Raw genomic sequence first — 22327 nt, forward strand, 5'->3', positions numbered from 1 at the left:
GCTCCTGGCCGCCCGGTCGACCCGCGACGTGCGTGCCCCGGCCAACCGGACCGCGCGCCGCTGGCTCCGCCAGACCGCCCAGCTGCGCCGCGCCGCGCTGGAGGCCGCGATCGTGGTCACCGCGGTCGCCGCGCTGGTCGCCCTACACCAGCGCGGAATCCTCCCGGCCACGCCCGGCGGCGCGACCGGCGCCTGGTCCACACAGGACAGCGGCGCGGCGCTCCCCTCGGGCGCGCCCGCCCTCGGCATCCTCGCCGGCGCGCTCGTCCTGCTGCGGCTGCTACCCGCCGCTACCACGTTCGCGCTGCGGCGGGCCCTGCGCTCACGGCGCCCGCTGGCGGCACTCGGCACCGCGCGGGCCGCGGCGACCTCCACCCACGCGCTGCCGCTGCTGGTGATGGTCGCCTCCGTCGCGCTGGCCACGTACGCCCTCACCTTCGACGCCACGGCCAGGCGAGGACTCGCGGACGGGGCCTGGCGCACCGTCGGCGCCGACGCCCGTCTCGATGCCAATCCCGCCGCGGGTATCGACATGAACGCGGTCGGGCGCAGCATCGCCGCGACACCCGGAGTCCGGCAGGCGGTCGCCGCGCAGGTGACCGACAACGCGCGGGTCACCACCGAGTCGACCCTCGTCACCCCGCGCCTGGTGATCGTGGACGCGGCGGCGTTCCAGCGGCTGCTGGCCTCCATCCCAGTGCCGGACGCACCGGAGCTTGCGCGGCTCGCGCCGACCGGCCAGGACGACGTGCCGGCGCTGGTGCGATCGGGTGACCGGAGCCTGCTGCCCGGGATGCGGCTGCAGCTGCCACGCGGCGATGACGAACCGGCCCTGCGGCTGACGGCCGTCGGGACGGCACCCGCCGTTGGCGACACCGCGGACGTGGTCATCGTGGACGCTTCGGCCCTCACCGCCGCCGGCGTGCCGGCCGTCCCGAACACCGTCTGGGTCACCGGACCCGGCGCCGCTCAGGCCGTCGCCGCTCACGCCGAGGGCGCGACCGCCGTGGTACGTGCGGACGTGCTGCACGAGCGCCGCACGGCTCCGCTGACGGCCGGCCTGCTGCGACTGGCGTGGATGTCGGCCGCCGCCCTGGCCGCCCTCGGGCTGCTGGGGCTCACGCTGGGCGCGGCCGCCGGTGCCCCGGAACGGTGGCTGACCCTGAGCCGGTTGCGGACCCTCGGCCTGCGGCTGCGCGAAGCCCGATGGGTCGCCGCGGGCGAACTGCTGCCGCCGGTGGCGGTCGCCGCGATCGCCGGGCCGCTGCTGGGGGTCCTGCTCGCCCACCTGACGTTCGGCCCGCTGGCGCTCCGCCTGCTCATCGGGTCGCCCACCGACCCGGCGGTGATGGTGGCGTGGTGGGGCGCCGGCCTGCTCGCCCTCACGCTCCTGGCGGCGGTCACCGTGGTGGTGCCGATCGAGTCGGCGCTGCGCCGCCGGCGCCGGCTGAGCGAACTCCTCCGCGCCGGCGGCGGATAGCCGGCCTCAGGGCCCAGACGACCTATGCGTCGCGCTGGAGCATCGGATCGGCCGACCCTGGTTTGACGGTAACGGTGGCTGCATCCTGGGATCAGCGGCCGCAACCGATCGCAGCCGCTGTCGATCGCCGACCCGACCCCAGGAGCGACCAGTGGCACGCAACGGACCGGAATACGATCCTCGGCAGGCGACGGTGAGGGATTCCTACCGCGTGACGGCGACATCGGTCGCCCCGCCCTCGCGGCTGTGGTCACTTCTCGTCGACGCGCACAGCTGGCCCCGGTGGGGGACCGTTGACGCGCTCGTGACCGAGCAGTCGTCGCCGAACGGTCTCGACACGGTCGGCGCCGTACGCGCGTTCCGCACAGGCAGTGTGGTCACCAGCGAGCGCATCGTCGATCTGCGTCCGCCGGAGGCGTTCACCTACGAGGGCGTCAGCAACCCGGTCCTCACGAACTACCGGGCGGAGATCCTGCTCACCGAAGAGCCGGGTGGCGGAACGTTGGTCACCTGGCACGGCTCCTACGACGTCGCGACCGATCTGCATCTCATCATGCGGCGCACCATGGCAGAGACGATGCGTAGCATGGCCGAGGGCCTCGCCCGCGAGGCGGCGATCTCTGCCGGGACTGTGCGCCCAGGGGCCTCGCCCCTTAGGAGAAGAAGTTGACGAAGGCTGTTGTATCGGCGTAATAGGCAGCTAGTTGGCCGATTTTTTCTCCTACGAAGTCGTAGCGTTCGATGATCGAAGTCCGCCAGCCGTCGGGGTGGCCCTCGCGGGCAGAGAATTCGACCTCGTAGTAGTGCAGCACCGTGTTGCCGTCCTGGAAACAACGCGATCCGCTGGTCGTGAACCGGACCCCGCTGCGCCCCGCCATGTCAGCCGCAGCGGTGCGCCACTGGCTCCACCCTTCGAATCCTTCGAGGCGACCGAAGATGCTGTCTGGCTCGACGAGAACCGATTGGTTGGTGACGTAGGTGGACAGTCCCGCATGGAACGCAGGTTCATCGAGCATCGTGGACTCGATGAAGGTGTTGTATTCCTTGACGATCGCGACGTAGTCAGTCATCGTTCTCTCTTTCCTGGATGACAGCGCCGATATCGTGACTTCGGCCCTTCGGCGCGTTGCCATATGTCTACTACCGGCACGGGCGATCAGCCACGGCCCAGCGATCCCCCCTTCGCCCCGGCACCGCGAAGTACACCCCAACCTCGGATTGGCAGGCCCTGGCAAACATCCGGTTCAGCGAACAGAGTGAGTCGGCAGCTGAGCCGAATCGACCGCGAGCCCTCGGGAGAACGTGATGAGTCCGCATGAGGACGCTGCCCCTAACTGGGCAACCGCGTCGCGGCGAGCCGTTCTGGGTGGTGGCCTCGCCGCAGCCGGCGAACCTCGCGTCACCCGCTTCACCACCGTTGTGGACATCGGCCGCGTCGTCAACGCCCAGGCCGCCCGAAGCCAGATCACCGGTGGCGTCATCTTCGGCATCGGCTACGCGCTGCTGGAGGACAACCCCCTCGAACGGGACACCGGTCGGCTGGCAGGCAGCAACCTGGCCGACTACATGGTTCCGGTCAACGCCGACGTGCCCGAGATCGACGTCCATTTCATCGATCGGCCCGACCCGGTCGTCAACGGCCTCGGCGCCCGCGGATGCGGAGAGATCGGCAACGTCGGCTCGGCCGCCGCGATCGGCAACGCCATCTACAACGCCACGGGGAAGCGGATCCACGACGTTCCCATCACTCTCGACAAGCTGCTGTAGCCCCGTCGCGCCTCTCCGAGTAGGAGTTTATCGATGCGAGACCGCCGGACCACGATTTTGTGGTGGATCATAGCCGCGTATTTTCTGGTGGCGCTGGGAACAACGCTTCTCGACCACCCGATACCCGCCCTGAGCGTCGTTCTGCTTGTCGTCATCACGACGATGCACGCACTGCGCCGCTACAGCGTCACGGCTTTCATAGCGTTCGCCGTGATCGCCTTCGTCGTCAGCAACTCCTACGAGAATCTCAGCGTGCTGACGGGGTTCCCCTTCGGCGACTACTACTACACCGACGTCCTCGGCCCCAAGCTGTTCCTCGTGCCCGCGCTGATCGCACCCTCCTACTTCGCCTCGGGATACTTCGCGTGGTCGATCGCCCACATCCTGCTCGGCATCTTCGGCGCGAGGCCTCGTGGCCGTGACATCTTCTTTCTGCCGCTGATCGCCAGTTTCGTGATGGTGATGTGGGATCTGATCATGGATCCGATCACCTCCACTGTCATGGGCTCCTGGATCTGGGAGGACGGAGGCGGCTATTTCGGCGTGCCCTTCCTTAATTTCATGGGATGGTTCCTGTGCGTCTACACCATCTTCCAACTCTTCGCGGTCTACGTGGCAAAGCGCGATTCCGCGGTAAGGCTCGAAGAACTTGAGACGCGAACTGCCAACCGGAACCACTGGTATCAGGTGATCGTGGCGTACTTCACGACCAGCCTGCCGTGGACACTTCGCTCCGTGACCCAGGGCGACGCTATTGCCACCGATCCAGTAGGGCAGCAGTGGCACACCCTCGACATCTATCACAGCATGACGCTGGTCGCGATCTTCACCATGTGGTTCGTTTCCCTGCTGAGCGTCCTGCTCGTAAGCCGGGCGGAAAAACTCGACGGGGTTCAAGGCGAACGCTCGAGCGGCAACGCGTTCGTTGCTCAGGAAAGGTCGCAGACCTTCTCGCACTCCCGCCAGAGTTCCCGTTCCCGATCGGGGTTGTAGGACTCTTGAGACGACCTTTCCGCCGTACCCAAACTGATGTAGGCGCCGCTGTCTGCGGAATGGCCGCGCACCATCAGGCGAGCAAGGTACGTACCCGCGGTCTTGGCGCTGACTGACAGCGGAGTGAGAGTCATCAGCGGCATGACCCACTTCATCGCGAAACGCTGAACGGCACTGGCATCACGGACCAGACCGGTGCCGGGGACGAATCCCGGGTTCCAGGAGTAGATCTCCACTTCGGCCGGCAGTTGGCGAGCGAACTCGTGCACCTGGTGGATCACGGCAAGTTTGCTGGTGGAGTAGGCGGTCCGGCCGGCGGTGAGAGTGTCGGTCGTCTTCGTGGTCCCAGGAGTCATCAGGGCTCGCGGCGACGTCCACTGCGGCGCCGGAACCATGCCCATGTTGTGCCGGAGATCGCCGAAGTGTGTGTCAGACGTGGTGATGACGATCCGGGCCGGCTTGGCGAAGTGGTCGGTGAGCAGCCGCACGAAGAGGTGGTTGGCGAGCACGTTCACCGCGAAGGTGGTCTCGATGCCGTCTTCGGTGGCTCGGTTGCCGCTGGCCAGTTGCAGGCCTGCGTTACCAACGAAGCCGGTCAGCGGGGAAGCAGGCCGCTGTCGAGACGGTGTGCGATCTCCGCGGCGGCCGACCGGATCGACGACAACGACGACAGCTCGGCGTCGACCCAGCTCACCTGCCGGTTGCCGCTGTCGCGCACCAGTTGGGCGACGAGGTCGTCGCCTCGGTTCCTGGTGGTGACGACCAGGTGCATGTCCTCGGTATCGCGCAGCATTCGTACGGCGGCGATATTCCCGATGCCGCGGCTGGCTCCGGTCATGACAATGGTGTGCTTCATGGTCGCTCCGCCCGAAGTGGACAAGCCTGCTTGCGGTTGGCGACGAGGAAGGCCAACGCCCTCAGGTCGCTGCGATTCGTTGCGTGCCGAAGAATCCGGCCGGCCAGCTCGACGACTCATGTAGCCTTTCTACCGCCGTCCCCAACGGGCAACCACGGATTGTCGATCCGCCTGTGCGCTATGTCGTTTGGGGCGCGGGCGCCTCGGCCAACCTTCGCGGACCTTTGATCACTTCGGCCAGGCGCTTCAGCTTCGCATCACTCTCGGTGTACGGCTCCGCGGTGTACACGACGAAGTAGTGCGACTGTTCGGGGTCGATCAACACATGGCAAGCGACCGTGATCACCCCGAGTTCGGGGTGCATGATGCGGTTGCCCTTGTCGAACTCGACGCCGACCTGCTGCTCGCTCCAGAGGTCAGCGAACTCCGGGCTCTCCCGTCGCAACCGCTCGACGAGGCAGGCCGCCCTTGAGCCAGGTCCGCGTAACGCGGCGACCGAGCGCGCTTTGGCGGCGAAGACACGGGAAATTCGGTCGTGGTCGCCGGGATGGTAGCGGCTGCGGGAAGTCGGGTCGGTAAACCAGCGGTATCCCACGGCGCGGTCTGGTCCGACGAACCCGGTGAGGTCGCCGTTGAGCGCGCGGGCGAGGGGGCTCTGGCGGAGCGTCTCGCCGGTCTCGGTGACGATCTCAACGGGACTTTCGATCATCCCGTCGAAAATGCGCAGCAGGCCCGGGCTGATGTGGTTGCCGGTGCAGCCGCGGTTCGGCGGGTTGTGCCCAGCGAGGCGAAGAAGATGGTCGCGCTCGTCAAGGGAGAGATGCAAGCCGTCGGCGATGGAGTCGATCAGCTTTTCGGAGGGGAACGGTCCGCGCCCACGTTCCAGCCGGCTGTAGTAGTCAACCGAGATGTTGCAGATGGAGGCGACCTCCTCGCGGCGCAGTCCACTGGTACGGCGGCGGTGCCCGCGCGGCAGGCCGACCATCTCGGGTTGCAGCGACGCCCGGCGGTGTCGCAGGAAACCGGCGAGCCCGACTCTGTCGATCATGACTTTCTTTCTACCTCGCCCGGCCGGGCGGATCCTGGGATCGTCGATCCCCCTCATGCCGGGAGCGGCCGTCTGCCCCTGGCCGCCGGCGCCCGATGACTCGGCGATCCATGGCCCTTCGACGCTTCGCCCGCTGACGTTAGAGGGGGATCCGGAATCCGTGGTTGGCCGCAGCGACGAGCGGTACAACTGAACCGAGCCGGGCTCTGAAGGGGGAAGGGATGATCGATCGCGCCGGACTCGCCGCCTTCCTGCGTCACCGTCGCGAGTCTCTGCAACCAGAGGATCTCAATCTTCCCCGCGGACAACGCCGCAGAACCACCGGGTTGCGCCGCGAAGAGATCGCCGCGCTCTGCCACATATCCACTGACTACTACGGTCGGTTAGAGCAGGCACGGGGCCCTCACCCGTCGGAACACGTAATCGCCTCGATCGCCCAAGGCCTGCACCTCTCCCTCGATGAACGCGAGCACTTGTTCCACCTCGCCGGCCACAACCCGCCCAGCAGGGACGCGACCAACGAACACATCAGCACCGGCCTGCTGCGCGTCTTTGACCAGCTCGCCGGGAAGCCTGCCGAGATCGTCACAGAGCTCGGCGAAACCCTGCTGCAGAACGACCTCAGCCTTGCCCTTGCCGGCAACAAGAGGCGGTACGCAGGATTTGCCCGAAGCGTCGGCTACCGATGGTTCATTGAACCTGCTACCCGAGCGCTGTACGAGCCAGAAGACCACGAAGGCATTTGCCGGGTGTTTGTCTGGGAGGCCCGCAAGATCGCGACGCTACGCGGCCCCGGGTCCAAGGCCGCCCGTCTGGTAGATCTGCTCCTGAGCAGCAGTCACGAGTTCGCAACTCTGTGGCACGAACACGAAGTTGGCGTGGCCCTCGAACATCCCAAACGCTTCGTACATCCCGAGCTCGGCACCATCGCGCTCAACTGCCAGAGCCTGATCGATCCCCTCCAGCCGCACGTCCTCATCGTCTACACGGCCACGCGCGGCACCGAAAGCCACGACAAAGTCCAACACCTTGCCTCCACCGCCGCGACCTGATGCCGACATGCGTCAGCCGCAGCCGGCCGTAGGCCCGATCGGTCAGATGCCTGCCGGCGGGGTGAGCCGGTGCCGGCTGGTCGGGTCGCGGTAGAGCGCGAGCGCCCAGAAGAGCAGCGCCACGCCCATCGCGCCAGCGTCCGGGTTGCCCACCGCCCGCTCGCCGACGTAGCTGGCCCGGCCCTCAGCGGGATGAGTTCGGCGGTGGCCTGGGCGTGTGCCAGCGCGGCGGCCGCGGTCGCGGGCCAGTCGACCGGGCCCGCGGCCGTGCGCAGCCCCGTCCAGCGTCGGGGCGAGGCAGTCGACAAGTGTACGGTCGCCGACGCGCGCCTCACCGACACGCTGGTTCGCCGCCGTCCCCTCGCTCAGGCCACGCAGGATACCGCCGTCCACATCGGACTCAGATGCGGCGATGGCGGCCGCGAGCCGTTGGAACAGCAGCCCCAGTAGCGGGCCGCTGGTGCCGCCGACCTCGTCCAGGAAAGTAGGTGGCGGCGGCCTCGACCTCGGTGGCGAGGTCGCATGTGAAGGGGATACGCGAGTACGCTCCGCGCAGCCCGTCGCGCAGGTTGTCACCGAAGTCGCCGTCACCCGCGGCCTAGTCGTACCGGGTGAGGCTGGCGTGCGCGGCCTCGGCCTGGCTGAAGACGTTGTACAGCTCGATCGCGGTAGTGCCGCCCAGCCCGTTCACGAGGACGAGGGCGCGGTCTCCGGTGGGCAGGTAGGCGAGGACGTCGCCGGCTGAGGTTTTGCGCGAGGAAGGCAACCTGGGCCGATGCGCGGTGGCTCGGTAGGGCGGAGGTGTCATGAGGAGCGAGGACGACCGTGCCTACGTCGAGTACCTCTCGGCGCGGCTGCCGTGGCTGCACCGCACTGCCTACCTGCTGTGCGGTGATGGCGACCGGGCCGACGACGTCGTGCAGATGACCGCGATCGCGATGTATGCGCATTGGGGCAAGGTGCGCGAGGCCGAAAACATGGATGCGTACGTGCACCGCATGCTGTTCCGGTCGTTCCTGCGGGTGCGGCGGCACGCGTGGTCGCGGGTGTTGCTACTCAACCGGCTCCCCGACCGGCCGACCGGCGGCGACGGCCACGGTGTCGAGGAGCGCGACAACGTGTTGCGAGCGCTCGAACAGTTGCCCAAGGGGCAGCGGACGGTGTTGGTCCTGCGGTACTTCAGCGACCTGTCGGTCGAGGACACGGCGGCGGTCCTGGGATGTTCGACGGGGACTGTCAAGAGCCAGACCACCAAGGCGCTGGCCAACCTCCGAAACCTGATCGGCTCACCAGATTCGTTGAGGAGCAGCTGATGGACGAGAATGTGCGTGACCTGCTGGCCGGCGTGCCGGCTCCGCCGCCTACCCGCAGCGCCGCCGACCTCGCGCAGGTCGCGCGGCGACGCATCCGGCGGCGGAATATCGAGCGCTACGCGCTGGCCGGCGTGATGGTGGCAGCGGTGGCGGTCGCCACGCCGGTGGCAGTGGCGAACACGCGCGGCACGGCACCCAACGGCACGCCGCCGGCCGCGTCACCGAGGGCGGCCGCGCCGATCACACAGTGCCGTCTCCAAAAGGTCGCATTGCCGCCAGGCCTGGCCGAGAAGGGTGTGCAGCGAGTCGAACCAGTCGGCGTCGACCCGTCCGGCCGCTACGTCATCGCCCGCACCTGGCGCGACTACAGCTCGCCCGCGGCGATCCTGTGGACCGACGGGCGACCGGAGATCGTCCCGGTGCAGGGCGAGAACGTCCAACCAGCCGCGGTGAACGCCGGCGGCCTGGTCATGGGCATCGTGTACGCGAACGGCGCATGGAGATCGTGGGTTTACCGGGACGGCAAGGTCACTCAGCTGCCGCCCCCTCCAGGCCACCCGGTCGACAACATGGGCCTGGCCGTCAACGCCGCCGGTGACGTGTTCGGCCAGGCCGACACCCCCGACGTCGGCACGCCCGACCTGGTGGTGTGGCGGGCCGGCAACCACTACCGGCCGCAGATCCTCACCCCTGACGAGGCGGCCAAGGTCCGCGCCGAGTTCAACAACGAGGGCGCCTCGGCCTGGCTGCTTACCGACGAGGCCGGCCGCGTCAACACCGGCAAGGGCACTGTCGCGCAGCTACAGACCCCGCCCGGCGTCGACTGGATCCAGCAGACCGCGGTCAGCGGATACTGGGCGACGGGCTACGGTGGCCTGAGGGCCCAGCGGGAAGCCCAGCCGGGCGGCACCGCAGCCCGCAAACTCCCGTACAAGGTCATCCGCTGGGACCTTCGCACCGGCCAAGGCGCCGTTCTCGGCGACCATCCGGTATACGACATCACCGGCCCGGCGCGATCTCCGGCATCTCCAACCCGGACGTCAACGCCAAAGGCGACGCCCTCAGTGCCATTCAGCTCCACCCCGCCGGCGGCAAACCCGTGACCCTGCCCACGACCGCCGGCCTCACCGCAAACGCGGTCGCCATGAACAACACGGCCACGGTCGTCGTCGGCTACCTCTACAAGGGCCCGACCGTGCGCCCGGCCATCTGGACCTGCCGATAAACCCCAGGTAGACGACCACCGGCGTCAACACCGCACGGACCCGCCGGCCCGCTCACGAGCAACCTGGCCCCATACCGAGCGTTCAGCCCGGAGACGATCAGCGCCAGATCCGGATACGTGATCTCGCACGCCCTGAGCGTCTCCTGCGTACAAAGCAGCGGGTGCGGGACGGGCTGAGTATCAGGACACCGGCAGGTCCACCCGTCGTCCCATTCCGAAGTCTGGCGCTTCGTCGGTGGTGACCATAGCGAAGGCGCCAGCCGGCACGCCGCCGAGAGTCGCGACTCGAGAGGCGGCGTCCAGTAGACCGGCCTCGCTCGCTCCGGAGATAAAGAAAATGTAGACGTCGCCGCACTCTTCGCCATCGTCGTACACCTCGGCCTCGCCTGCATCCTCCAACTCGACCAGGAAGTCATCGACCCTATCGATCCAAGGGAACGGATAGGCGCCAGGTACAAGATTCGGAGCCGGCACCAGCGGAATGTGAATCTCGACGACGTCTGCCATGACCACATGATCCATCACCGGCCGGGCGGGAGGTACGCGCGGTTTCGAGCTGCGGCGACCTCGGCAGACCATGGATCACGGTAGCTGTCGGCTCAGCCGGCGGCGTCCGGCCAGGGATCATCGAGCCGGCCATCGGCGATGGCGCGCCGGGACTCCCCGTCGTTGCGATACCGCAGCGAAATCACCGACAACGGCAACCGTTGCCCAGTCGACCGCGAGCGCGCCCGCACCGGCCGGACGAAGCGACCGGGACCTGGGCCGGTGGCGATCCAATCCGCCAGCGGAACCTCCGGGTCACCGAACGGGTGCGCGATGACCACGAGCACGTCGTCGAGATCAATTGGCTCCCCGGCTGCGTCCTCCAATCGATGCTACGACCGGACCGGCCACCACGCGGTGCGCGATCGGCGGCATGAGCGGATGTGGGCGGGGCGAAGTGCATGGCGGCTGAAGGGGCTTGGTGCGAGAGCGAGTTCGAGCATCACCGCAAGCCGCATGGCACGGGTTGGGTGATGATGGCCAACCCGGAGGGCAACTTGTTCTGTGCGCGCCCGTAGGGACGTCCTGCCGATCTCTGGGTGAGTGGTGTGGGTTCTGGCTGTGCCTCGGCGTTCGACTTCCCGAGCCGATGCTGTGGGTGGCTCGGGAAGTCGAACGCGAACGATGCGTCAGCTGCCGAGCTGTCGCTGCACTGCCTGGGCGTCGATCAGGTAGTTCATCTCGTAGAAGCGCCCGTCGCGGACCTTGTGGAAGGAGTACTCGGCAAACTCCAAGGTGGCGCCGGTGGGGGGCACGCCGAGCCACTGCTTGGTGTGCGTGCCCTTGTTGAAGAGGCGGGCTGCCACGCGGTCACCATCGATGGCGACGTCCTGGACCCGCCAGGTGAAGTCCGGGACCGCATCGCCGTGCGCCTTCAGCTCCGCGATGATGTCGTCCCGCGTGACCGGCTTGCCGTTCTCGATGAGTTCGTCGTGAACGAACTCGGTCATGCGGTCGAAGTCATGAGCGTTGAGCGCGTCGATGTAGCGCTCGAAGACCTCGCGCACTTCAGACTCAGACATGATGTCTCCCTGCTCCCCGGGTTGGGGTTGCGTACTCGGGTGGTGATGGCGTGCGACGCCCGTCCAGGTTCTCGCTGTGGTGGCCATCGCTGACGTGCACAACCTCGGGCCTACGACTTCTATTCCGGTCGGTACAGAAGTCGGCCGAGGTGCCGGTCGCGAGGCCGAGGAGCGTGCGGCGCGCTGGTGTCGCCGAAGGCCAGGCCGCCGATACCAGCAGCACCTTGCCGGCGAGCAACGCAGCCCCATCACTCCCTGTAGCGAGCGGATCGCGGCAGAAGAGTCCACCTGATCTTTTGCTCAGGTTGCGGGGGACGGCCAACCCGGAGAAAAGTCGATGCCGATGGCAGGCGGGTTCAGGCCATCTCAGCGGCAAGGCCGATCAGCGACGCGAGGTCGCTTAACGCGGGATCCCTCGAATGGATCACTCTGCATTCCACATTTCGACAATTGTTTATCTTGACGATTGTCGATGCACGTCGGATCCTCGGGACATGGGTGGACGCTCGCGGCAGCAACGTCGTGTTTGGCCGGCTCTGCTGGCCGTCGTAGCAATTCCCGCGATGGTGACCGGCACGGCCCTCGTTACGATGCCCGCCGCGGCCGGCATCGGACCCCCGGCAGTGCTGAACACCTGCGCCGCCCCGACGCCGACCGGGGTGCAGTGCACGATCGGGACGCCAATCAGCTCGTCTTCGTCGTCGCCGAGCACGACTCCGCCCAGTACCTGCCGGGTCACGTACACCACGCAGTCGCAGTGGGCCACCGGATTCCTGGCCAGGGTGACCGTCCACAACGACGGCACCGCACCGGTCCACGGGTGGGCGGTCCGCTTCACCTTCCCTGGCGACCAGCGGATAACGAAGTTGTGGAACGGTACGCACGACCAGAGCGGCGCCGCCGTGACGGTAACGCACGTGGGCTGGAACCAGCTCATCCCGCCCAGCGGCAGTACCTGGTTCGGAATGTACGGCGCATCCACGGCAAGTCAGCCACCGCCCACGACTTTCACCCTGAACAACGCGCCCTGCACCGCGTAGCTGACCGTAGGTCAGCATTCATCATGGGCCGCAACAGGTTCGGGCCCGTGCGCGGCGACTGGGACCGCCAGTGGAACGGCTGGTGGGGCGACAACCGAAGCCGCCCGCGACGGCGACGTCGCAATCATGGGCGGCGCGACCACCATCAACCAATACCTTGCCGCTGGCCTCATCGACGAGCTGCGCCTGCACATCGCGCCACTCACATTCGGCACCGCCACGCGGATCTTCGACGGCGTCCCGCCACTGGAACTCGAACAGATCAACGCGCGGGCAGCAAGCCTGGTCACACACGTGACCTACCGCCGCCTCCTCGATCAGGGCATCGACCGGGAGTCGCGCGGCGATCGCTGCGGGGCCGGTCGCGTCGTCCGAGCGGCTGGCCGACATCCACCTGCACGAGGAGTTCGAGCAGGTCGATGGCACCCTCCACGGTGGAGCTCACTGCTCGCAGTGGTAGGCACGTCGCCGCGACGTTGGCAATGCCGGCGGTCAGGCAGGCGGCGATCGCGTCCAGCGCAGAAACCGCGGATGCGGGTGCCGCTGAGCCACTTTTTGTTGGTCGGCCCGGATCCGACCGCGTTTCATGGCCGTTCCCAGACGCATGGTCGCCGCCCAACGAAGGTGAGCCGAATCGTCGCATTCATCGCGAGTCGCAAATATTGGCGGACGGTAGATCTCGATGCCCTGTCCGCCCGGGTGAACCTAATCGAAGCCCCTTGCGTGGCACGAGTCAGCAGACGGGCTGAAGTCCATCTGGTCGAAACCACAGAAATGGAGTCGTCATGCGTGGTCTGCGGTTGCCGCGAAGCCGATCCATCTACCGGCCTTCGGGGCCGTACAGGTATCTCGTCCCCCTGCTCGCCGCCCTGACGGTGCTCGCCGTACCGTCCGTCGCATCCGCCTCGGTTGCCACCACAGAGCAAGTCGCCGCCGCCCGCTGGTCGACCCCGTTCCAGTGCCCAAATGGCTCCACCGCCTCCGCCGGCCGCCTGATCGTGGAGTCGGTCAACTCCTTTGAGGAGGGCACGACGCCTGACCCCAATCCGCCCATCGGGGTCGCGTTCGTGGGCCAATGCCCCGACGGCACCTTCAGCTGGGGCGTCGGCGGGGCGACACGGACGCAGCTGCCGACGACGCAGTTCGACCCGGACCTCGAGTACGTGAGTGCCAGCGGCACGTACGCAAACGTGCGAGACAACAGAGGCGGGCTGCACACGGTTTCGATCAACGCCCGTTGGACCGCGACCGGGCCGATCGTGACCGAGGACTCCGGGCCGGGGGCGTGGCTGAAGCAGCGCTCGGCGACCGCGACGGCGACGATCGTCTTCGACGGCAACACGCTCGTCGACGGCGCCGCCAACTACCCGTACCACGCACCGTTCATCCGAGTCGAGGTATGCGAGTAGCTCAACCTTCGCCATAAGCTCGTCCAGCTGATTGAAGGAGGAGGCCCGCCGACCGAGGCCGGCCTCCTCCTCTGGCCGCGCTACTCATCCGCCAGCGCGCAGTGACAAGACGGCACCTTCCGCGTCGCCGCCTGCGACAGCCAACTGGATGCCCAGCTCCAACCGCGTCCGAGGCGGCCGCCCAGGCCGCCCTCGACACGGGCAACAAGGCTCGCGCCGGAAGCAGGTATGGTTCGTCGGGGCGGAGGTTCATCGCCGACGATTGGCGAGAGAGTGGTTTCCGCTATCAGGAGGAAAGTGTGGCTAGCGGTACTGTCAAGTGGTTCAACTCTGAAAAGGGCTTCGGCTTTATCCAGCAGGACGACGGCGGCGCAGACGTCTTCGTCCACTACTCGGCCATCGCCAGTAGTGGATACCGTGAGCTTGCGGAAGGCCAGAAGGTGGAGTACGAGGTGACCCAGGGTCAGAAGGGTCCTCAGGCGGAGAACGTTCGCGGTCTCTGACTCGATCCTGACAAGAAGCTCTGAGCGCTGTCCGAGCGCCGCATGCCAGCATGCGGCGCTCTGGCGTTCCTGCGTGATCTGGCCTGCGTGTAGGTCGACCTCGGTCCCAGCGCAGACCGCTGCCTCACCACAGGCAGCCCGCGCAGCGCGATCGGCCACCACGGGGCGAGCAGGCTGTCGTACGGGCGAAGGCGGAAACCTCGCCGACTGACCTGGTGTCTATGCTGCGTCGGTGTCGTGGTCGTCTTCGCAGCTGTCCCGTGGGTTAGCGATTCTCCTCGGCAGCGCCGGGGCGCGCGCCGGTGTTACGCGCGTGGCGCTTCCCTCTGGCCGTCTGGTGCACGGTGACGAGGGTGAGGACGAGGATCCGGCCCTGTGGGTCAGCGACGGCCCAGCTGGCCGCGAGCTGTGGGCGGTGCTGCACACCGCGCACGAGCGAACGGGGTTGTGGCCGTTGCTGTTGGACAGCCTGCGCGGTGACTCCCGCCGTCCGTGGGATGACGGTGAGCTGGGGCCTCGGGACGTGTCCAGCGCTGCCGATGGTGATCCGGAAGCGTTGCTGGCCGGCTGGTGGGCGGACTACACCAGCATCGACGATGCTGACAGGCTTTCCCCGGCTGAACGTCGCGCCGTCACCGCCCCGTATGAGCAGCGCTGGCCCGGTTTGGCGATGCCGCTGCCTCTTCGGCATGATCCGGGAGAGCTTGCGGAGCGCTGCGTGACCGAACTGCTCGCCGGTAAGGCGGGTCTGCGGTTGGGTTTGGTCGCCGCTACTCGTTCCAGCGATGCCATCGCGGTCGTGGGTTGGCAGGGCGCTGTCAATTACATCGGCGACGCCGCCCACCTGTCGGCTGTCCTGAGCTCCTGGGAGGACCGCTTCGGCGTCCGCCTCGTCGGCGTAGGCTTCGCCGAGCTGTACCTGAGCGTTGCGGCACCCCCAACCAGCGACGCGGAGGCCATCCGCGTCGCGGCGGAGCACTTCGCGTTCTGCCCGGACAACATCTGGCAGAGCAGCACAACCAACCTCGTCGACTACGCCAAGCGGCTGATCGACGCGACGATCTGGTCCTTCTGGTGGGACTGACTTCCGCCATAGGGAGGCCGTGCACCGTTCCTAGCCTGTCTAGGCCATGCGTAAGCCGCGTCTCGCGTCTGGGATGACCGGCAAAACTAGGTGAGATGGGTATTGCTCGCCGATGTGGACGGTCGTCACGCCGTCGAACACGCCGGCTGGGCGGTCGACGTCGTCGTTGTGCAGGAAGGGTCCGCAGCCGGTCAGGTCGTTCTTCAAGTTGGACAGCCGTGCGCTCGGGCCGGGATAGACGTAGTCGCTGCCACGCACCTGCAGCGCGATCCGGTAGCCGGCGGGGATGACTAGGCAGGTGGGCAAGATCTCGATGTCGAGCTCGTACACCTCGCCGGGCTCGAGGGGCTCGGTGGTGTCGTGCGGATGGTAGGGACGGTAGGGCTGTGACAGCGCCGGGTCGAGCCGGCGATGGGACGCACGCAGCCATCCCTGCGCGACCGGTGTGTGCGGGTCGAGAGCACCTTGGAAGACGATCTCCGAGCCGGACGGCGAGTAGACGCGGACGACCAGGAACAGATCGGCGTCTGTCGTGCTGGAGGAGACGAAGAGCTTGGCGGCGAGCGGACCGGTCACCTCGACGTCGGCGTCGAGTGGCGGTGTGGTGAATTCAACCCCGTCGCCGAGGGCCGGGTAGGAGACCGAACCGGTGACCGGCACCGATTCGGACAACGCCAGCGAAGAGGAAAGGTACCGCCGGGTCCACTCCGTCGCAGGCGGCGGCCAGGCATCCTCGCCCCGTGGCTCGAAGGTCGCGTCGACGTGCCGGATCTGCAGCTGTACCGCCGGTCGGTCCTCCCAGCCGTTGTTGGCTCCCTTCAGGTACCGGTCGAAAAAGCGCATCTGTAGGTCGACGCCGTAATCGGTGTAGAACAGCGGCCAATGCGCGTGCCCGTGCATCTCCAGCCACTTGCGCGTCGAGGCAGCACGTACGAACGCCTCGACATTGCCGCGCAGGTGCAGTCCTTGACCGCCCCAGTTGCCGCAGCTGAGCACGGGGATGGTGATGCGGTCCCACTGTGCCGACCGGATCGCATGGAACTCGTCGGCGAACCGGTGCGCGCGTAGGTCGGCGCCGAAGTCGGACCGGTTGGCGGCGAGTTCCTGTGCCGTCAGCTGCTCGTCGCCGCAGATCAGCTGACCGGTGTTGGGGTTGCGGCCGCCGGTCTCGCCGATGCCGTACTGCACGGTCTTGACCTGCATGTCGTACCAGTTGTCCCAAAACGTGGAGCGGATTCCGCCCTGGCGTGCGCCGTCACGGTAGAAGTCGGCAGCGCCCTCCCACGGGCAGATCGCGGCTAGATGTGGCGGGTTCAGCGACGCTACGTGCCACTGGTTCATCGCGTAGTAGGAGATGCCGTTGAGCCCGACCCGGCCGTTGCTCCACGGCTGGGCGCCGGCCCATTCGATGCAGTCGTAATAGTCGCGGGTTTCCCTGGCGGAGAACAGGTCGATGTAGCCGGGTGAGCGGCCGGTGCCGCGCGAGTCGACGCGCACGCATGCGTACCCGTGCGGCACCCATTTCTCCGGGTCGACGACTTCCCAGTTCTGATATTTGTTTGTGCTGTTGGTGACTGCGTCGGGATGGTCGCGGCACATCGCCTCCCAGGCGCTGGGGTAGCCGACCTGGAACGGTAGGCCCTTTGCGTACGGGCCGTAGGTCAGGATGACCGGTACTGGTGCGTTGTCAATCGGACGGAAGACGTCGGCCCGCAGCACGATCCCGTCGTCCATGACGATCGGGACGTCCCATTCGATGCGCATTCCGTCCGCGATCTCCGTCCGGAACGTCTCGGGACGCGACGTGCGAGCAGTCTCCACCGGGTTTCCTTCCTCAGCGATTGACGTGCAGGTGCCATGGCATGAGCCGGTGCAGCGCGGTTTCGGTGCCGGCACGCGCCGCGATGCCCAGTACCGCAAGCACAAAGACGGCGACGAAGGCCGTGTTCTGTTCGAACGACCGTGCGTTGGTCAGGATGAACGTGCCGAGGCCGGGCAGGCTCGCCAGGAACTCCACGGCGACGGCACCCACGAGTGCCCGGCCGACGGCGACCTGGACGCCGGCGACGACGAACGGCAGCGTCGAGGGCAGCAGCACGTCGAGCACGAACCGTACCCGGGACAGCCGGAGTACCTTGGCGGTTTCACGAAGTTGGGACGGTACGTTGCGGGCACCGTCGCCGGTGCTGACCGCGCACGGCAGGAACGCGGACAGCGCGATCACGGCGAGCCGCGTCTGGCTGGAGTAGCCGAGCCAGATCGTCGCCATCGGCACGATCGCGAGCATCGGCATGGCGTAGAGCCCGCTGAGGTACGGCGACGTGAGATAGCGCAGCCACGGGAGCCGGCCGGTCGCGAGGCCGAGGGCGGTACCGGCGAGGCAGCCGATGAGCAGCCCGGCGGCGACGCCGCTGATGGTGTCGCCGAACGCTTTGCCGAAGTCGGCCGAGATCAGCGTCGGCCAGGCTGCGCGGACCACACCGGACGGGGTCGGAAGGTAGTCAGGCAGCCAGAGGCGGACCGACGCCTCCCACACCGCGACGACGAGTGCGGCAACGATGAGCTTGCCAACCCAGCCGGCGAGGTTCCGTGGCCTGCGGGTGGGAGCCGAGACCACGCTCACTCCTCCACCGCCCGCCAGCGCGCGAAGTAGCGTTCGACCGCGCGGCCAAGGCTCATCAGGCCCACGGCGAGCACCGAGACGAGCAGGGTGAGCCCGAGGACGGTGGCGCTGTCGAAGTTGGTACTGGCGGCGAGCAGCAGGCCACCCACGCCGCTGGCGTTGAGGAAGAATTCGGCGGCCAGAGTGCCGACGAAGGCCATCGCGATGCCCTGCCGGATGCCAGTCATCGCGTAGGGAACCGTATGTGGCAGCAGCAGGTCCTTCCACAGGTGCCATTCGCTGCTGCGGTAGGTCCGCGCCACCTCAAGCAGGGTGGTCGGCACGCGGTGCGCTCCTTCGGCCGTGTTCACGACGATCGGGAAGACCGCGGTCAGGAAGACCACCAACGACTTCGCGGGCAGCCCGAACCCGAACGCGGACAGGATGATCGGGGCGAGCGCGACGATCGGTACCGACTGTGCGGCGAAGATCAGCCAGTCGGTGCTGGTGCGCAGCAGCTTCGCCCGGGAGAGCAGCAGACCGAACCCGACCCCCGCGACGATCGCGAGGATCAGGCCGATCACCAGTAGCGTCCCGGAGGCGAGCAGCGCGCTCGGCAGGGAGCCTTCCTCAGTGAGGACGAGCAGCGCCTCGGCCGACCGGCCCGGCGTGGCGAACAGGACGGGGTCACGCTGACCGACGATCTGCCAGACGCCGAGCCCGAACAGGAGGCCCACCGCCGAGACAACGGCCGCCAGGAGGCGTTTGCCCGGCCGAGACGCGTGCATCACTTGCCGGTCGAGTCGGCGAAGACCGACGGGTCGACCATGTCGTCGAACGTCGGCGCCTTGGCCTTGGGCACGTTGCCGGCCGCGACCGCCGCGTCGATAGTGTGCTGGACGGCGGCCCGGTCCAGACCGTCGCCGTCCTTGGGCCAGACGCCGAGTTGGAGGAACTGCGGCAGGGCGAGCTGGGTCACGCCGGCCGGCTCCTTCGTGATACTGGCGGCGATGTCGGCGACCCGCTTGGCGTTGGCGGGATCGAACATGAATGCGATCGCCTGGCGGAGGGCGGCGACGAGGTTGACGTAGGTGCCGCGGTCGGCCTTCAGCATGTCCGAGCGGATGACCAGCATCGTGTAGTGCACGAGCGGGTCGACGCCGGCCAGTGTCATGATCTCGTGCACCTGCGTGCCCGCGGCGAGCTTGGAGCGGACCGTCGCAAGCTCGTCCGGGTGCAGGACGGCGAGCTTGACCTGGTCGGCGACGAGCGCGTCGACGGTTGGCGGGCCGCCCACGTTGATGGTGCTGACGTCGTTCTTCCCGAGCCCGCAGCTCGCGATCATCGACGCCAGGCCGAGCGCCTTGGGTGCGCCGACAGCGTCCACGGCGACGGTCTTGCCCTTGACCGACGCACAGGTCGTCACGCTCGGGTCGGTGCTCGCGAGCAGGTAGCTCGGCTTGGGAAAGCCCATCACCGACACGATCGAGCCGCCGGTGGCCCGTAGCGCCACCGCGCCGGGGGTACCGATGATGCCGCCCTGGATCTCACCGCTCTGCACGGCCCGGCCGACGTCGGCTCCGGTGGTGAGCGGCCGCAGCGTGACGTCGAGCTGGCGGTCGGAGAAGTATCCCTGCTCCTTGGCCACGTACATCACCGTGTTGAGGTAGATCGGCGGGATGCCGGGCACGCCGATCGTCAGCTTCTCCACACCGCCGGCGGTGGGGCCGCCGGCGGAGCCGGACGTCGAGCCCTCGCCACAGGCGGCGACGGCGGTGGTGAGCGCGAGGAGTGAGGCGAGCCCGGCCATGGTGGCCAGGCGCCGCTGAAGCTTCATGCGTGGGTGCTCCTTCGAAGTGCCGGCGCGCGGGGTTGTCATAGGGTGCCTAGCGCGCGGAAAGGGGGGAAGAGGAGACGTCGCCGGTACCAGCGGTGCTAGTCCCGCTGGCCGGTCATAATCAGGTTCCAGACCCGTTCCCGGATGGCCAGGAACTCCGCCGTGGCCAGGACGGACCGGTCGCGAGGCTGAGGGAGCGAGACGTCGATCAGCTCGGCGATCCCGCTTGGGCGGCCGTTGAGCACGGCGATCTGGTCGCCGAAGAGCACGGCCTCGTCGATCGAGTGGGTGACGAACAGCATCGTCACCGGATGGTCCTGCCAGATGCGCAGCATCTCGAACTGGAGCACCTCGCGGGTCTGGGCATCGAGCGCGCCGAACGGCTCGTCCATCAGTAGCAGGCGGGGCCGCACCGCGAGTGCGCGGGCCAGGCCCGTGCGCTGCTGCATGCCGCCGGAGAGCTGATGGGGGTACGACTTTTCGAAGCCGACGAGCCCGACGAGCCTGATGAGCTCCCGGGCCCGTTCCAGGGCGGCCTTCTTCGGCACGCCGCTGACCCGCAGCGCGTAGGCGACGTTGGCCTCCACCGTCTTCCACGGGAACAGACCGAAGTGCTGGAAGACCATGGCGACGCCCTCGGGTGTGCGGGTGACTGCCTGGCCGTCGATGCGCACTGTGCCTACGGCCGGCTGGATCAGGCCAGCGACCGCTCGCAGCAGCGTGGTCTTGCCACAGCCGGACGGGCCGACGATGGCGAGCACCCGGCCCGGGTCGAGCGTGAGGTGGATGTCGCGGGAAACCGTCCGCTCACCGAACCGCATCGTCAGCCCGTCGAGCTCCACAGCGGCTCCAGCTCGGGCCAACTTCGTCGTGGTCATACGGGGATTCTGGCGATACTATGCCCGACACGCAATAGTCATGTTTGAGAAACTGGAAAATGCATGATCCTGGTATGGAGTGCCTCTGATGCTTGAACAGACCCCGCTCGTCCTGCTGCACACCTGGGGCGGCGACGCGCGCACCTGGGGCCCGGCGGCAGCGCTCCTGGCTGCCGGGGCGGGCCGGCCGGTGATCGCCGTCGACCTGCCCGGCCACGGCAGTCGCCGCGCCGAGCCGTTCAGCCTGGGGGTTGCGACCGCCGCCGTCGACGTCGCGATCAGCGCTGCCGCAACCGGATCCACAGTGGCCGGCGTCGACCTTGTCGGCGCCGGCCTCGGCGCGGCGATCGCGCATGCCTACACCCGGAGCGTGGCCGGGCCCCGCGCGGCCCCGGTGCGTTCCCTGACGCTTGCCGGCTTCCCGCCGGTCACCGGCGCCGAGGCGGAGCAACGGCTACGACAGACCCGGGCCCGGTTGGCCGCGGTCGACGCGGACTCGTTCGCTGCCGAGTACGTCGCGCGGACGCTGCGCACGACCGACGACGACCGCCGCCGCCTGCTGCGCGACCCGATGGCCGCGACGAGCCCGCAGACCCTCCTCGCCACGCTGGAAACGACCCTGTACTGGGACCGCGCCGCCCCATCAGCCGGCGGCAGTCACCGGGTCCCCACGCTCGTCCTGCGCGGCGCGCACGACGACCGGGTGAGCGAATCCGCGGCCACGGGTCTGGCCACGATGCTCGGCGGTACGGCGTCCGCCGTACCGAACGCCGGTCACGTGGCCTATCTCGACGAGCCGCAGGCCTTTGCGGAGGCGATCGTCGCGTTTCATGCCTCAGTTGCCGACAGGTCCACAATCGATGCGAAACTAACCTAGCCCGCCACGTGATACCTACGCGCTGACCGATCGAGGACCGCCCATGACGCCGGCCCGCCGCGCCGCCACGCCAAGCCAGGCCACCACGCCACGCCAGGCCACGCCGTCCCGGCAGGGCAAGGCTCCGACGAAGCGCGACCGCATCGCCGCGGAGCTGCGCCGGATGATCAGCGAGGGCGAGCTGCCCCGGGGCAGCCGCATCCAGCAGGATGTGCTGGCCGCGATGTTCGACACCAGCATCACCCCGGTACGTGAGGCGCTACGGCTGCTCGAGGCCGAGGGTGTGCTGGTCGGCGAACCGCACAAGGGCGTGCGGGTCGCCGACGCCGACTTCGAGCAGGTCAAGACCGTCTATCTGATGCGCAGGCTGTTGGAGCCCTACGCGATGCAGCGGGCCGCTCGGCGACTCTCCCCACGTGACATCGACCTGGCCGAACGCCTCGCCGAGGAGATGGAGCAGGCCGCGGCCGAAGGCGACCGGGCCCGGCTCAACGCGACCAACTACCGGTTCCACTTCCTGTTCTACGCCAACTGCGGCAACGAGGGTCTCACCAACGAGATCGAGCAGCTCTGGCAGAAGTTTCCCTGGGATGTACTGCAGGTGGTCGACGACCGGGCGGAGGAGACCTCCAACGAGCACCGATCGATGCTCGCCGCCGCGCGCCTCGGCGACGGCGCCGCGCTGGCCAAGGCTACCGAGTGGCACCTGGGGCGCAGCTTCCTCGCGCTGGCCCGGCACCTGACGGGTCAGCGAATCGCTGACCCGTTCGACGTCGACAACGACTGAGCCGGCAA

The 22327-nt window shown here is 67.9% G+C and carries 29 protein-coding genes; 15 read left to right on the forward strand and 14 right to left on the reverse strand.

Annotation, left to right across the window (positions count from 1 at the left end; genetic code table 11):
- Positions 1 to 1078 precede the first annotated feature (1078 nt).
- Positions 1079 to 1480 (forward strand): FtsX-like permease family protein, encoded by a 402-nt coding sequence (locus Pflav_RS48060; RefSeq protein ID WP_332107883.1) that lies wholly within the window; start codon positions 1079 to 1081, stop codon positions 1478 to 1480.
- A 151-nt stretch (positions 1481 to 1631) separates the two neighbouring features.
- Positions 1632 to 2150, forward strand: a complete 519-nt coding sequence (locus Pflav_RS22310) for an SRPBCC family protein (protein ID WP_197938697.1) — start codon at positions 1632 to 1634, stop codon at positions 2148 to 2150.
- Here the strand turns inward: Pflav_RS22310 and Pflav_RS22315 are convergent.
- Positions 2134 to 2550: a hypothetical protein gene (locus Pflav_RS22315; RefSeq protein ID WP_173037918.1), complete on the reverse strand. Its 417-nt coding sequence runs from the start codon at positions 2548 to 2550 to the stop codon at positions 2134 to 2136. The two genes, Pflav_RS22310 and Pflav_RS22315, sit on opposite strands and share 17 nt — an antisense overlap.
- Positions 2551 to 2785: 235 nt before the next feature.
- Between Pflav_RS22315 and Pflav_RS22320 the strand changes: the two genes are divergently transcribed.
- A complete protein-coding gene (locus Pflav_RS22320; protein ID WP_173037920.1) occupies positions 2786 to 3247 on the forward strand; it encodes a molybdopterin cofactor-binding domain-containing protein in 462 nt (153 codons plus the stop codon).
- A gap of 33 nt (positions 3248 to 3280) precedes the next feature.
- Entirely contained in the window at positions 3281 to 4240 is a 960-nt protein-coding gene (locus tag Pflav_RS22325; protein ID WP_173037922.1) for a carotenoid biosynthesis protein, read from the forward strand.
- Here Pflav_RS22325 and Pflav_RS43835 read toward each other — a convergent pair.
- The 3 genes from Pflav_RS43835 to Pflav_RS22335 all read right to left on the reverse strand — a co-directional run bounded on the left by Pflav_RS43835 (position 4177) and on the right by Pflav_RS22335 (position 6081).
- On the reverse strand, positions 4177 to 4755 hold the full coding sequence (locus tag Pflav_RS43835) for a Rossmann-fold NAD(P)-binding domain-containing protein (protein ID WP_197938698.1): 579 nt from the start codon (positions 4753 to 4755) through the stop codon (positions 4177 to 4179). The two genes, Pflav_RS22325 and Pflav_RS43835, sit on opposite strands and share 64 nt — an antisense overlap.
- Before the next feature lie 80 nt (positions 4756 to 4835).
- Positions 4836 to 5096: an SDR family NAD(P)-dependent oxidoreductase gene (locus Pflav_RS43840; protein ID WP_197938699.1), complete on the reverse strand. Its 261-nt coding sequence runs from the start codon at positions 5094 to 5096 to the stop codon at positions 4836 to 4838.
- Positions 5097 to 5274: 178 nt separating this feature from the next.
- On the reverse strand, positions 5275 to 6081 hold the full coding sequence (locus Pflav_RS22335) for a helix-turn-helix transcriptional regulator (protein ID WP_232071757.1): 807 nt from the start codon (positions 6079 to 6081) through the stop codon (positions 5275 to 5277).
- Between the two features lie 284 nt (positions 6082 to 6365).
- Here Pflav_RS22335 and Pflav_RS22340 point away from each other — a divergent pair, with 284 nt between their 5' ends.
- Positions 6366 to 7196, forward strand: a complete 831-nt coding sequence (locus Pflav_RS22340) for a helix-turn-helix transcriptional regulator (RefSeq protein ID WP_173037924.1) — start codon at positions 6366 to 6368, stop codon at positions 7194 to 7196.
- A 42-nt stretch (positions 7197 to 7238) separates the two neighbouring features.
- Here the strand turns inward: Pflav_RS22340 and Pflav_RS22345 are convergent, their stop codons facing one another.
- Positions 7239 to 7772, reverse strand: coding sequence for a DAK2 domain-containing protein (locus tag Pflav_RS22345; protein WP_232071759.1), 534 nt, complete (start codon positions 7770 to 7772; stop codon positions 7239 to 7241).
- Between the two features lie 22 nt (positions 7773 to 7794).
- The gene (locus Pflav_RS43845; protein WP_197938701.1) at positions 7795 to 7962 is read right to left on the reverse strand and encodes a hypothetical protein; all 168 of its coding nucleotides are present in this window, start codon (positions 7960 to 7962) and stop codon (positions 7795 to 7797) included.
- Positions 7963 to 8002: 40 nt separating this feature from the next.
- On the opposite strand from Pflav_RS43845, the gene Pflav_RS22350 reads away from it, so the two are divergent.
- From Pflav_RS22350 to Pflav_RS47570, 3 genes are read left to right on the forward strand one after another with little or no spacing between them, the layout of a single operon-like run.
- Entirely contained in the window at positions 8003 to 8509 is a 507-nt protein-coding gene (locus tag Pflav_RS22350; protein ID WP_173037926.1) for a SigE family RNA polymerase sigma factor, read from the forward strand.
- Positions 8509 to 9612, forward strand: coding sequence for a hypothetical protein (locus Pflav_RS22355; RefSeq protein ID WP_173037928.1), 1104 nt, complete (start codon positions 8509 to 8511; stop codon positions 9610 to 9612). Before Pflav_RS22350 ends, Pflav_RS22355 begins: the two co-directional genes overlap by 1 nt.
- Positions 9609 to 9734, forward strand: a complete 126-nt coding sequence (locus tag Pflav_RS47570; protein WP_269474530.1) for a hypothetical protein — start codon at positions 9609 to 9611, stop codon at positions 9732 to 9734. Before Pflav_RS22355 ends, Pflav_RS47570 begins: the two co-directional genes overlap by 4 nt.
- A gap of 180 nt (positions 9735 to 9914) precedes the next feature.
- Here the strand turns inward: Pflav_RS47570 and Pflav_RS22360 are convergent, their stop codons facing one another.
- The 3 genes from Pflav_RS22360 to Pflav_RS22370 all read right to left on the reverse strand — a co-directional run bounded on the left by Pflav_RS22360 (position 9915) and on the right by Pflav_RS22370 (position 11302).
- Positions 9915 to 10241, reverse strand: coding sequence for a hypothetical protein (locus tag Pflav_RS22360; RefSeq protein WP_173037930.1), 327 nt, complete (start codon positions 10239 to 10241; stop codon positions 9915 to 9917).
- Positions 10242 to 10333: 92 nt separating this feature from the next.
- A complete protein-coding gene (locus tag Pflav_RS22365; RefSeq protein ID WP_173037932.1) occupies positions 10334 to 10606 on the reverse strand; it encodes a hypothetical protein in 273 nt (90 codons plus the stop codon).
- Between the two features lie 303 nt (positions 10607 to 10909).
- A complete protein-coding gene (locus Pflav_RS22370) occupies positions 10910 to 11302 on the reverse strand; it encodes an ester cyclase (RefSeq protein ID WP_173037934.1) in 393 nt (130 codons plus the stop codon).
- Between the two features lie 563 nt (positions 11303 to 11865).
- Between Pflav_RS22370 and Pflav_RS22375 the strand changes: the two genes are divergently transcribed.
- The 5 genes from Pflav_RS22375 to Pflav_RS22395 all read left to right on the forward strand — a co-directional run bounded on the left by Pflav_RS22375 (position 11866) and on the right by Pflav_RS22395 (position 15338).
- The gene (locus tag Pflav_RS22375; protein WP_173037936.1) at positions 11866 to 12342 is read left to right on the forward strand and encodes a cellulose-binding domain-containing protein; all 477 of its coding nucleotides are present in this window, start codon (positions 11866 to 11868) and stop codon (positions 12340 to 12342) included.
- A gap of 126 nt (positions 12343 to 12468) precedes the next feature.
- On the forward strand, positions 12469 to 13215 hold the full coding sequence (locus Pflav_RS46045; protein ID WP_232071761.1) for a dihydrofolate reductase family protein: 747 nt from the start codon (positions 12469 to 12471) through the stop codon (positions 13213 to 13215).
- The gene (locus tag Pflav_RS22385; RefSeq protein ID WP_173032636.1) at positions 13128 to 13751 is read left to right on the forward strand and encodes a hypothetical protein; all 624 of its coding nucleotides are present in this window, start codon (positions 13128 to 13130) and stop codon (positions 13749 to 13751) included. Before Pflav_RS46045 ends, Pflav_RS22385 begins: the two co-directional genes overlap by 88 nt.
- A 299-nt stretch (positions 13752 to 14050) precedes the next feature.
- Complete coding sequence (locus Pflav_RS22390) at positions 14051 to 14254, forward strand: cold-shock protein (RefSeq protein WP_173037938.1); 204 nt, start codon at positions 14051 to 14053, stop codon at positions 14252 to 14254.
- 232 nt (positions 14255 to 14486) lie between these two features.
- Positions 14487 to 15338: a DUF4253 domain-containing protein gene (locus Pflav_RS22395; RefSeq protein ID WP_197938702.1), complete on the forward strand. Its 852-nt coding sequence runs from the start codon at positions 14487 to 14489 to the stop codon at positions 15336 to 15338.
- Positions 15339 to 15377: 39 nt separating this feature from the next.
- Here Pflav_RS22395 and Pflav_RS22400 read toward each other — a convergent pair whose 3' ends face one another.
- The 5 genes from Pflav_RS22400 to Pflav_RS22420 form a co-directional block, all read right to left on the reverse strand.
- Positions 15378 to 17159: a CocE/NonD family hydrolase gene (locus tag Pflav_RS22400; RefSeq protein ID WP_197938703.1), complete on the reverse strand. Its 1782-nt coding sequence runs from the start codon at positions 17157 to 17159 to the stop codon at positions 15378 to 15380.
- A gap of 13 nt (positions 17160 to 17172) precedes the next feature.
- A complete protein-coding gene (locus tag Pflav_RS22405; RefSeq protein WP_173037940.1) occupies positions 17173 to 17955 on the reverse strand; it encodes an ABC transporter permease in 783 nt (260 codons plus the stop codon).
- Between the two features lie 2 nt (positions 17956 to 17957).
- Positions 17958 to 18728, reverse strand: coding sequence for an ABC transporter permease (locus Pflav_RS22410; RefSeq protein WP_173037942.1), 771 nt, complete (start codon positions 18726 to 18728; stop codon positions 17958 to 17960).
- Entirely contained in the window at positions 18728 to 19777 is a 1050-nt protein-coding gene (locus Pflav_RS22415; protein ID WP_173037944.1) for an ABC transporter substrate-binding protein, read from the reverse strand. The genes Pflav_RS22410 and Pflav_RS22415 overlap by 1 nt, the downstream gene beginning before the upstream one ends.
- 98 nt (positions 19778 to 19875) lie before the next feature.
- Positions 19876 to 20655 carry an ABC transporter ATP-binding protein gene (locus Pflav_RS22420; protein WP_173037946.1) on the reverse strand — a complete coding sequence of 260 codons (780 nt, stop codon included), beginning with the start codon at positions 20653 to 20655 and terminating at the stop codon, positions 19876 to 19878.
- Positions 20656 to 20743: 88 nt separating this feature from the next.
- Here Pflav_RS22420 and Pflav_RS22425 point away from each other — a divergent pair, with 88 nt between their 5' ends.
- Together Pflav_RS22425 and Pflav_RS22430 are read left to right on the forward strand one after the other, a co-directional pair.
- On the forward strand, positions 20744 to 21532 hold the full coding sequence (locus Pflav_RS22425; protein WP_173037948.1) for an alpha/beta fold hydrolase: 789 nt from the start codon (positions 20744 to 20746) through the stop codon (positions 21530 to 21532).
- A 43-nt stretch (positions 21533 to 21575) separates the two neighbouring features.
- Positions 21576 to 22319, forward strand: coding sequence for a GntR family transcriptional regulator (locus Pflav_RS22430; protein ID WP_173037950.1), 744 nt, complete (start codon positions 21576 to 21578; stop codon positions 22317 to 22319).
- The last annotated feature ends 8 nt before the right edge of the window (positions 22320 to 22327 follow it).

The sequence above is a fragment of the Phytohabitans flavus genome (genome assembly GCF_011764545.1).
GTDB classification, from domain to species: domain Bacteria; phylum Actinomycetota; class Actinomycetes; order Mycobacteriales; family Micromonosporaceae; genus Phytohabitans; species Phytohabitans flavus.

What these genes read in the sequence shown, in the direction of transcription:
- Pflav_RS48060 (WP_332107883.1), top strand. Translation starts at nt 1,079, where the DNA reads ATGTCGGCCGCCGCCCTGGCCGCCCTCGGGCTGCTGGGGCTCACGCTG.
- Pflav_RS22315 (WP_173037918.1), bottom strand. Translation starts at nt 2,550, where the DNA reads ATGACTGACTACGTCGCGATCGTCAAGGAATACAACACCTTCATCGAG.
- Pflav_RS22320 (WP_173037920.1), top strand. Translation starts at nt 2,786, where the DNA reads ATGAGTCCGCATGAGGACGCTGCCCCTAACTGGGCAACCGCGTCGCGG.
- Pflav_RS22325 (WP_173037922.1), top strand. Translation starts at nt 3,281, where the DNA reads ATGCGAGACCGCCGGACCACGATTTTGTGGTGGATCATAGCCGCGTAT.
- Pflav_RS43840 (WP_197938699.1), bottom strand. Translation starts at nt 5,096, where the DNA reads ATGAAGCACACCATTGTCATGACCGGAGCCAGCCGCGGCATCGGGAAT.
- Pflav_RS22335 (WP_232071757.1), bottom strand. Translation starts at nt 6,081, where the DNA reads ATGGTCGGCCTGCCGCGCGGGCACCGCCGCCGTACCAGTGGACTGCGC.
- Pflav_RS22340 (WP_173037924.1), top strand. Translation starts at nt 6,366, where the DNA reads ATGATCGATCGCGCCGGACTCGCCGCCTTCCTGCGTCACCGTCGCGAG.
- Pflav_RS22350 (WP_173037926.1), top strand. Translation starts at nt 8,003, where the DNA reads ATGAGGAGCGAGGACGACCGTGCCTACGTCGAGTACCTCTCGGCGCGG.
- Pflav_RS22355 (WP_173037928.1), top strand. Translation starts at nt 8,509, where the DNA reads ATGGACGAGAATGTGCGTGACCTGCTGGCCGGCGTGCCGGCTCCGCCG.
- Pflav_RS22360 (WP_173037930.1), bottom strand. Translation starts at nt 10,241, where the DNA reads ATGGCAGACGTCGTCGAGATTCACATTCCGCTGGTGCCGGCTCCGAAT.
- Pflav_RS22370 (WP_173037934.1), bottom strand. Translation starts at nt 11,302, where the DNA reads ATGTCTGAGTCTGAAGTGCGCGAGGTCTTCGAGCGCTACATCGACGCG.
- Pflav_RS22375 (WP_173037936.1), top strand. Translation starts at nt 11,866, where the DNA reads ATGGTGACCGGCACGGCCCTCGTTACGATGCCCGCCGCGGCCGGCATC.
- Pflav_RS46045 (WP_232071761.1), top strand. Translation starts at nt 12,469, where the DNA reads ATGGGCGGCGCGACCACCATCAACCAATACCTTGCCGCTGGCCTCATC.
- Pflav_RS22385 (WP_173032636.1), top strand. Translation starts at nt 13,128, where the DNA reads ATGCGTGGTCTGCGGTTGCCGCGAAGCCGATCCATCTACCGGCCTTCG.
- Pflav_RS22410 (WP_173037942.1), bottom strand. Translation starts at nt 18,728, where the DNA reads ATGCACGCGTCTCGGCCGGGCAAACGCCTCCTGGCGGCCGTTGTCTCG.
- Pflav_RS22415 (WP_173037944.1), bottom strand. Translation starts at nt 19,777, where the DNA reads ATGAAGCTTCAGCGGCGCCTGGCCACCATGGCCGGGCTCGCCTCACTC.
- Pflav_RS22420 (WP_173037946.1), bottom strand. Translation starts at nt 20,655, where the DNA reads ATGACCACGACGAAGTTGGCCCGAGCTGGAGCCGCTGTGGAGCTCGAC.
- Pflav_RS22425 (WP_173037948.1), top strand. Translation starts at nt 20,744, where the DNA reads ATGCTTGAACAGACCCCGCTCGTCCTGCTGCACACCTGGGGCGGCGAC.
- Pflav_RS22430 (WP_173037950.1), top strand. Translation starts at nt 21,576, where the DNA reads ATGACGCCGGCCCGCCGCGCCGCCACGCCAAGCCAGGCCACCACGCCA.